This window comes from Blautia sp. HCP3S3_H10_2 (genome assembly GCF_052122375.1).
Classification (GTDB): domain Bacteria; phylum Bacillota; class Clostridia; order Lachnospirales; family Lachnospiraceae; genus Blautia_A.
On sequence record NZ_JBQKCL010000023.1, the window covers coordinates 22,097 to 29,863 of the forward strand.

9 protein-coding genes are annotated in these 7,767 nt (G+C 40.0%); all 9 read right to left on the reverse strand.

Features of this window, described 5'->3' with window-relative positions:
• Nucleotides 1–22 precede the first annotated feature (22 nt).
• The 9 genes from ACTQWB_RS17780 to ACTQWB_RS17820 all read right to left on the reverse strand — a co-directional run bounded on the left by ACTQWB_RS17780 (nucleotide 23) and on the right by ACTQWB_RS17820 (nucleotide 7,480).
• Entirely contained in the window at nucleotides 23–1,483 is a 1,461-nt protein-coding gene (locus ACTQWB_RS17780; RefSeq protein WP_441502790.1) for a hypothetical protein, read from the reverse strand.
• A 70-nt stretch (nucleotides 1,484–1,553) separates the two neighbouring features.
• The gene (gene gloA2 / locus ACTQWB_RS17785) at nucleotides 1,554–1,937 is read right to left on the reverse strand and encodes an SMU1112c/YaeR family gloxylase I-like metalloprotein (protein ID WP_441502789.1); all 384 of its coding nucleotides are present in this window, start codon (nucleotides 1,935–1,937) and stop codon (nucleotides 1,554–1,556) included.
• Nucleotides 1,938–1,941: 4 nt separating this feature from the next.
• Nucleotides 1,942–2,787: a shikimate dehydrogenase gene (aroE, locus tag ACTQWB_RS17790; protein WP_441502788.1), complete on the reverse strand. Its 846-nt coding sequence runs from the start codon at nucleotides 2,785–2,787 to the stop codon at nucleotides 1,942–1,944.
• A gap of 29 nt (nucleotides 2,788–2,816) precedes the next feature.
• On the reverse strand, nucleotides 2,817–3,080 hold the full coding sequence (locus tag ACTQWB_RS17795) for a hypothetical protein (protein WP_441502787.1): 264 nt from the start codon (nucleotides 3,078–3,080) through the stop codon (nucleotides 2,817–2,819).
• A 12-nt stretch (nucleotides 3,081–3,092) separates the two neighbouring features.
• The gene (locus ACTQWB_RS17800; protein ID WP_441502786.1) at nucleotides 3,093–3,392 is read right to left on the reverse strand and encodes a hypothetical protein; all 300 of its coding nucleotides are present in this window, start codon (nucleotides 3,390–3,392) and stop codon (nucleotides 3,093–3,095) included.
• A 26-nt stretch (nucleotides 3,393–3,418) separates the two neighbouring features.
• Complete coding sequence (locus ACTQWB_RS17805; RefSeq protein ID WP_441502785.1) at nucleotides 3,419–4,483, reverse strand: hypothetical protein; 1,065 nt, start codon at nucleotides 4,481–4,483, stop codon at nucleotides 3,419–3,421.
• A gap of 1 nt (nucleotide 4,484) precedes the next feature.
• Nucleotides 4,485–5,666 (reverse strand): hypothetical protein, encoded by a 1,182-nt coding sequence (locus ACTQWB_RS17810; RefSeq protein ID WP_441502784.1) that lies wholly within the window; start codon nucleotides 5,664–5,666, stop codon nucleotides 4,485–4,487.
• A 60-nt stretch (nucleotides 5,667–5,726) separates the two neighbouring features.
• Nucleotides 5,727–6,149, reverse strand: coding sequence for a hypothetical protein (locus tag ACTQWB_RS17815; RefSeq protein ID WP_441502783.1), 423 nt, complete (start codon nucleotides 6,147–6,149; stop codon nucleotides 5,727–5,729).
• Nucleotides 6,140–7,480 (reverse strand): AAA family ATPase, encoded by a 1,341-nt coding sequence (locus tag ACTQWB_RS17820; RefSeq protein WP_441502782.1) that lies wholly within the window; start codon nucleotides 7,478–7,480, stop codon nucleotides 6,140–6,142. Before ACTQWB_RS17820 ends, ACTQWB_RS17815 begins: the two co-directional genes overlap by 10 nt.
• Between the last annotated feature and the right edge of the window lie 287 nt (nucleotides 7,481–7,767).

The window sequence follows — 7,767 nt, forward strand, 5'->3', positions numbered from 1 at the left end:
AAGTACATTAAAGAACCGCTTATTATTCTCCCCGCATTTTTCGGGCTACTTCTTCCGGCACCTGAATCAGCCCAAATTTCCAGAACAACGGATAAATATAGGAAATTCCACGGATATCGCCCAGCGCTTTCGGCCTTTTCACTTCGCCAGATATTTTCTGACTGTTCCGAAATGCCATTTTTATGCTGCTCCAGGATAAGGTCTTGCTATTTTCACGGCGGTCGATCAACAATTCTTTGTTGTATGTGCCGTTTTTCCCGATCTTTAGTTTATATTGGAAGGGAAGACCAGAAGCAGTATAAAACGGATAATTCTGGAATGCCATCACCGCATTCCAGAGATTTTCTTCGGTACAGTTCTCTATAATATTTTTCTCCTCTGCTTTATGACATTTTGTTTTACACAAAATTCCCTTTAAAAGCAGTATAATTCCCCGTATTTCTTTCACAAGTGATAGATTCAGGTCCTGGAAATCCACCTTTTTTTCTCTGGAAGCGTACTTTTCTTCCAGAAGCTTCGCCTGCTCTTCGTCGTGATCCTTATATCTGGCTTTCCCCGCCATATAAGCGTAAGAATTCGCCGTTCCCGGATATTCCTCATTTCTCTGTACATAAAAAGCGAACGGATTCTCCTCCAGATCATGCTCCAGGCAATCTAATTTTTCCAGAAATTCCCCAGTAACTTCTGGGAAATGCTCCCGGATATAACTCAGATTCTTATGCAGACACACTGCACTTTTTTCCATCATCTGCCGTTCCTTTGGATTTTTCAGACAATCGTATTCATATTCCTGCACTTCGTGTCCCTCCATGGAACGAATCAATTCACTGTACCAGTACATGTGCTGTGCAGAATTCTCCGGGAATATAAAATATGTGGAAAATTCATGGTCAATCATAGGCGCCAGCCTACGAATCTCCCCATCTTTTCCGCATACAAAAGCAATATTCTCATAATGGTAATTCTGATCTCCCTTCAACACAGAAACCAGAATCTGCATAACAAGCTGCTCTGCCATCTCTTTATGTGTCTGAAAATAAGAAGCTTCCAGAATATCCGTATAATCATAAAACATCATGCAGTAATTCTCATACTGGTCAATATCCACTTTCTCATCCGGATACTTCCGAAAAAATTCCAGAAGATTCAACAGCTGCTCATCCTCATTATAGATTACAGGAACCGCAGTCCCATAATCATAATACTTCTGAGTCTCCTCCTCATATCCATGACAAAAAGCCAGCTGATACAACGGCGCTGGAATAAAATATTTATTTATAATATTTGACCAGAATACTTCCGCATAGGCAAACAAAGGGGTGGAAAATGGTTTGGATTTACTAAGTGGTTTAAAAATCTGGTTTCCACCAAATACCGGAAAGTGCTTTTCGCCCTTTACGACGCCTACAGCTTCCGCTTTCAGATTATAGAGCCGCTCTGTATAATTATAATGAACAACATCAAAACATAATTTTGTTTGCAAGTACTATCACGTTCCTTATTTATCAATTCCTACTTTGCAGTTACAGGAGTCTCCTTATTCACACGTTTCTTTATTCATGCAGTTCCAGTGGTAACCCGTCCGGATCCTGGAAGAATGTCATCTTTTTCCCAGTGTAATCATCTGTCCGGATCGGTTCACACAAAATTCCTACTGCTGCCAGTTCCTGTACTGTTTGCTCCACGCTCTCCACTCCAAAATCAAGATGGCGCAGACCACAGGCCTCTGGCCGGTTCACACGCCTCGGCGGGGTTGGCTCTGCAAAGATTTCAAGCTCTGTGTATTCATTTACACGAAGATCCAATTTCCAATCCTTACGCTCTGGGCGATAATTCTCACGAATAACGGAGAATCCCAGCTTATTTACATAAAAATCTTTGGAAATCTCATAATCTGACACAATAATAGCAATATGATGTATTTTGGATAAATTCATTTTCTTATAACTCCCTCTTTAATGCTTCTTCCATCACATCCACCGGTGCCTCTTCTCCTGTCCAAAGGGTAAAATTCAATGCAGCCTGCTGTACCAGCATACCCAGCCCGGTCACTGTTTTGGCACCATTTTCGGCTGCTGCTTTCAGAAAAAGAGTCTGGGCAGGATTAAAAATAACATCGCATACACACATTTTTCCTGTCAAAGAAGAATAATCTATATCCGGTCTGTCATTTACATTTGGTGAAAATCCGATTGAAGTAGCATTGATCAAAATATCTGTATCCGCAGGAATTGTCAGATTTCCTGTCCAGTTAAGGTATTTCGCACTGCTGCCTGTCTTCTCCCGGATCAATACAGCCAGCTCCATACCTTTTTCGCTGCTTCGATTGACAATATTGATATGGGCTGCGCCATTTAATGCACACTCCACTGCAATCGCCCGGGCTGCACCGCCAGCGCCCAGAATCGTAACCGTTTTTCCCTCCAAAGTCTCGCCGGAATTTTTCAAAGCGATCACAAAACCTTTGCCGTCTGTGTTTTCACCGTATAATTTTCCATCCTTTTGAATCACGGTATTCACCGCGCCAATAATCTCTGCCGCAGGACTTAGCTCGTCCAGATATGGAATTACCTTGATCTTATGCGGCATGGTAAGATTAATTCCCTTCATTCCAAAAATTCTTACACTATCCATGGCTTTCTGAAGGTCTTCTGGCCGAACCTTAACCGTCAGGTATCTGTAATTCAGTTTTTTCGCAGCAAACGCCGCTTCTTCCACTACGCCAGTAGGATTGTCATCCACCGGATCACCAAAAACACCAGTTAATTCTGCACGGTAGTTTTTCATTCTGTAAAATCCCCTTTTTATTATTTTAATCATTTGCCAACTATGTCGCGTCTAAGCTTTGTAAGAAGTTTTTGATCCGTATCCTCTGGCAGAGGTATATCAAACAAATCACGATACGCAGTCTCTTTTGATGCAAAGACACCCATTTTAACAAACTCTTCAATTTTTTCATCTGAATAAATCTGAAGATTTGTAATATATTTACGAGCTATGCCCTTATGTCTTTCATAACGCTCTTCCAATCGAAGCTTGTTCACATTCTGTATGTCCGATTCTTCCAGACTCTCCACCATATCAGAAATTCTTTAATCATGTAATTTCATTTTTCCCAATAATTCAAGCAGTTCTCTCAGATTAATACACTCATTGTTGTAATATCTAAATAGCTTTTCTTTAAATTTTTCCTGTGATTCTTCATTGGAAAAAATATCTTTAACTTCTTTTTCTAATTCAGTAAACACAGCTTCATTTATGTGATAAATTTCACTTTGTGTTCTAACATTAATTTCTACGTTTTTCCTATCTGCTGGTTTCGTTTCCTGCAATTTTTTATCAACGAACTTGAAACGAGAATTGCATCGGAATAGATGTGATTCTCGTTTCAAGTTCCGCCTTGCCGGATGATTTTACATTACGTCCGAAACGTCAGCAGCATATCCATAATCACGTCCAGAAACGCTTTATTCACCTCATCCAGCAACGCATGGGAATCCTCGTTTAACATATACATACTATGTACAAGCAGGCATCTTACAGAATACAGATTTTCTGCCATTTCTGCCCCTGTTTTCTTCTGATTTTCCTGAAGCAGCTTCCTGCAGCATTCGTTGAGAATATTTTTATCCTGCTGTGGAAGCGAAACGTATTCCGAGAAAAGCCATTTCACCCGCTGTTTTTCAAGAACCATATTTCCAAGTTCATCCCGTTGGTCAAATAAGGACGCTGTATTGGTATTCAGCTGATTCACGAACTTTTTAAACTTGTCCTCAAACACCACGGAGATCAGAATTTCGATGATCTGATAATACGTGTGAAATCTCGCAAATGCTTCCTGCGTCTTTGGAATTTCCTTCTCAAACAGTGTGTCAATGTAGGTCGTTCCCTGCAGTTCTTTCGCGAGGGGCTTCAAATGGATCTTTTTATCCGGCTTTTCGATCTGCGAATCCAGATTTCCTTTGCCGGACCAGGAATACCCCTGCTGATACAGGCTGACGGTATAATCCTTGATATGGAATGGCTCGTCCAGCTTCGCGATATTATCGTGATCCAGAACAAGAACTGTCAATGAGTCATCATAAAAGTCTTCCAGAAATATTTCAGAAGAGATTTCTTTCTCATTCTTACTTTGGATATTGTTTAATAACAGGTAAAACGCTACATAGGCATACCGAAGAAAAAACGGATTTTCCGCATAATCATGCTCTGTGGACAGCAGCGCCTGGAGTGGAAAAATCCAGCCGATTCGCTGCCTGCTTACGCATACTTGAAAAATACTGTTTTCGGAGTATTCCTCCCGTTCGTTGTGTAAAAATAAATATTCATAGTGTGACGGGTCGTATGTGGAATCCAGATCCAGTTTCGAAGCACACGTGCAGATTGTTTTATTTTCTTTATTCTGCAGAAAAAACACATGATCTTCCGCGTTATATTGCATGGTGCAGATTTCTTCTTCGGAATCTTTAAACTTTAAAAACATATCAGATCACCTGACTATAGTATTTATTATATCCATTCTGAACGGCATCTTCCAAATTCAGGTAAGAATCACTTTCTGTGTTAAACAACTCTCTGAAAAAATACTGAAAAAACATTCTTTGCGCATTGCCAATCTTTTTAGAGGAACTTTTGATAGAGTCCAACTTTGCAAGCAGCTCCATCATCCAGGCATAACCATCGTTGTTTTCTTCCAGCTTTTCCAGCATGTCGGCAAAATCGGCAAGCGATCTGATGATGCCCAGATCCTTCATTTTGCCTGCTGCAGCGCCAAAACCTGTGAGTGCCTGCGAACTGGAAAAGATCTTGCTTACTTTCTTGCCAAAAGGCGATTCGCTGATCTGATATTCCTGCAAATCTTCTTCTGTAACGACATGATTTTCTGTGATTTTTCGTAACGTTGTAAAAATCTTAATGTAAGTTTCCAGAAACTCCTTGAACAGATCCTCTGCAATATTTTCGTCTGCCATATGTTCCAATACTTTCACATTATCGAGGATATCCTGTCTGTCCAATGGCAGTTCATTTCGGTTCATGTAAGAATTAAATCCTTCGATTGCATTTTTGAAAATGAATTCATTTTCATCCGGATCCGCTTTTCCTTCCTTATCGGTAATCAGCCGGACTCCATCAATTTCCGTGTCAAGCATATTGCTGTAGAGCATTTCCAGCTGATGTCGGGCTGACATCGGTGTCTGGCCTGTGTTTAAAGTAAGCATTCTGTACAAGATGCCGAATTTATTAATCTCCACATAAATTTCCAGCCGCAGCTTGTTGTTCAGAAATTTTTCATATTCCTTTTGCTCTTTCAGCTTCATTTCATCGTCTGCGTCAATCAGGGTATAGGTTCTTTGCAAACCGTCCAATATTAATACATTTTCACTGTTTTCATTAATATAAGCCAGCAGTTTTTCTTCATCCGGATTCTGCGGATCCAGCACGCCGATTTCCGTAAGTGCCAGAACAAGAGGCGGCATGATACAGCCCTGCTGCAAATCGCTTTTCAGAAGAGAATAAATTGTCTTAGAAGTTTTCACTCTTTTTCGCTGGAGATCATTATTATGGATAATTTTCTTGGCAAACTGCAGATATTCTCCAAAGGAGCTCTCAACATATACATTCCAGCTGTTGATTCTCTGATCATAAATTTTTGACATTATCTTCATTTCCGTTCCTCTTTTCCAGTAGTATACTCGTAAAATGGGTGGTTCATGCATGGATGGTAGCTAAATCTTTTCTTCCATAACCCCCGTTTTCTGTACCAGCCGTGATTTCCAGCGTATCATATATTTGCGATAGGCGCTGGATTGTATTTCCTGCGTTTTACATTTGTTTGCGATGATGCGGTATTGGAGCTGGTATTGGGCGAGTTCTGCATGCAGCGCATTTGCTGTAGCTTCCAGCTGCCGGGCGGCTTTGGTTAAATCGGAACCTTTTAATTCAATCAGATAGGCATTTTTAGAAGTTTCGTTTATAAGAAGAAAATCACATCGGTTTCCATTTTTTATTACAACACCATCAATCTGGTAGTGCGTTACTTCGGAACCAGAAGAATTAATCGCTTTATGATATTGTGAATTTTTCTTATCGCGTGATACAATTTCTCTGGCGTTTCTTTCACATAAAGAGGCAAATCCCTTTAATGGCATTCATCCACCACACTTTCTGTATTCTGCAGTTCCAGCAGACTGTCAAATTCATTGTTGATAACCTGTGATATCTCATCGATTCGTTCATTTTGGATCATGTGGATCTCAGAATCCATACAATTTTCAACCATTCCATCTTTCACAAACCAGGAATTGAAAGTATGGTAATCCAGCCATAAAGATTCCGGAATGATTTTGCTGGCCTCGCGGGTCAGGCTGGACGGCAGTGTTTTTGCATACAATAAATTGTTTAAGGTTCCAAGTACATAGGGACTATGCGTCGTTAACACGATAGAGTTTTTATAATTGTTTACCAGTGCGATCAATTCAGTGATATATTTTTGAGATTCCGGGAATAAATGAGATTCCGGCTCTTCAATAATAAACAAAATGTCTTTTTGCTGAATGAAATAGTAAAATAAAAGGTTCAGAATCCAGACACATTCCTGCTGACCAGAAGAGGAAAAATTGATTTTTACATATTTTCCATCATCCAGCACAATCTGTTCTTCTCCGTTGCTGTAGCGGTATGTGCCACGCAGAATTTTCTGAGAAAGATTCTGCGCCTGCGATATCAGCGCTGGCGACAGACCGGAATGTCCTGTTTTTAAAAAAGTTAACCCCTGAATTCCATCTGCAAATTCCGGCTTTAATTTTAGAATTCTCTCCAGATAATCTTTTGTGCAGATATCAAGAGAACGTTTTTGCATGTCGTCCATGGTTGCATAAATATAATTCAACTGCTGTGAAAGCAGCGTAATCATGCTGCGTCCAGCTGGAATATATACAACAGAAGAGGAGTCATCAAAAATCTGATAGAGTTCTGTCTGAAAACGCCGTAAATCGTCCTCGGCGATTCCAAGCGGTGTAACCGACAGCGTATGATTATTCCTTTTAAAAAAATGGCACAGATCATAGCTGAGTGTAATCCAGATATAATTCGGTGTAGAATACGCGTTTCCTTCTTTTAAAGAAATTTTTACAGAACAGGTTTCTGTAAAACGATATTCCATATACATGGAATTTGGCATACTCCAGGAAGATCCAAAGGTTCGTAAAAATTTTTCACGCAGATAGTTTTCCAGGGCTTTTTTTAAAGATATGTTCGCATCAGCAGCAAACAGATTTTTCGAACCACTCGCAGGAGTAGCTGATAAAGCCTGGCTTTTTGCAAGCTCTGTTATGTCATCCTTGATTGTTCTAAAATAATAGATTGCTTTTGCAATCGTACTCTTTCCGGAAGCCTGAGATCCTGTAAACGTCATAAACTGTGTGCAATCCAGCTCACAATACTCAACAGGACCAAGCTTGTTGATAATTAATTTTGGCAAAATCGGTTCTCCTTGTTCAGAATTATAATAAATTAGATCAAACATCTGATACCGTGAAACGCTCTAAAACATAGAAAGTTGGAGCCACGGTTTCCCGTGGCTCCAGTATATCACAAGTTGCTGAACAAATCAGCTTTGCAGATCGTTTTTTTCTAATATTTTTTAATCATTTTTTTGTAAGTGCCTCAAAACATGGCGTAGTGCAAAAAGGCAATTTTCCTGCTATAATGCATACATCATTGTTTGAGGCATTTTTTTCGGCTTCTTTTCAAGCGGCACTGCTCCGG

Coding starts and splice junctions, on each gene's coding strand:
- ACTQWB_RS17810 (WP_441502784.1), bottom strand. CDS start 5,666: ATGAAGATAATGTCAAAAATTTATGATCAGAGAATCAACAGCTGGAAT.
- ACTQWB_RS17815 (WP_441502783.1), bottom strand. CDS start 6,149: ATGCCATTAAAGGGATTTGCCTCTTTATGTGAAAGAAACGCCAGAGAA.
- ACTQWB_RS17805 (WP_441502785.1), bottom strand. CDS start 4,483: ATGTTTTTAAAGTTTAAAGATTCCGAAGAAGAAATCTGCACCATGCAA.
- gloA2 (WP_441502789.1), bottom strand. CDS start 1,937: ATGAATTTATCCAAAATACATCATATTGCTATTATTGTGTCAGATTAT.
- ACTQWB_RS17795 (WP_441502787.1), bottom strand. CDS start 3,080: ATGGTGGAGAGTCTGGAAGAATCGGACATACAGAATGTGAACAAGCTT.
- aroE (WP_441502788.1), bottom strand. CDS start 2,787: ATGAAAAACTACCGTGCAGAATTAACTGGTGTTTTTGGTGATCCGGTG.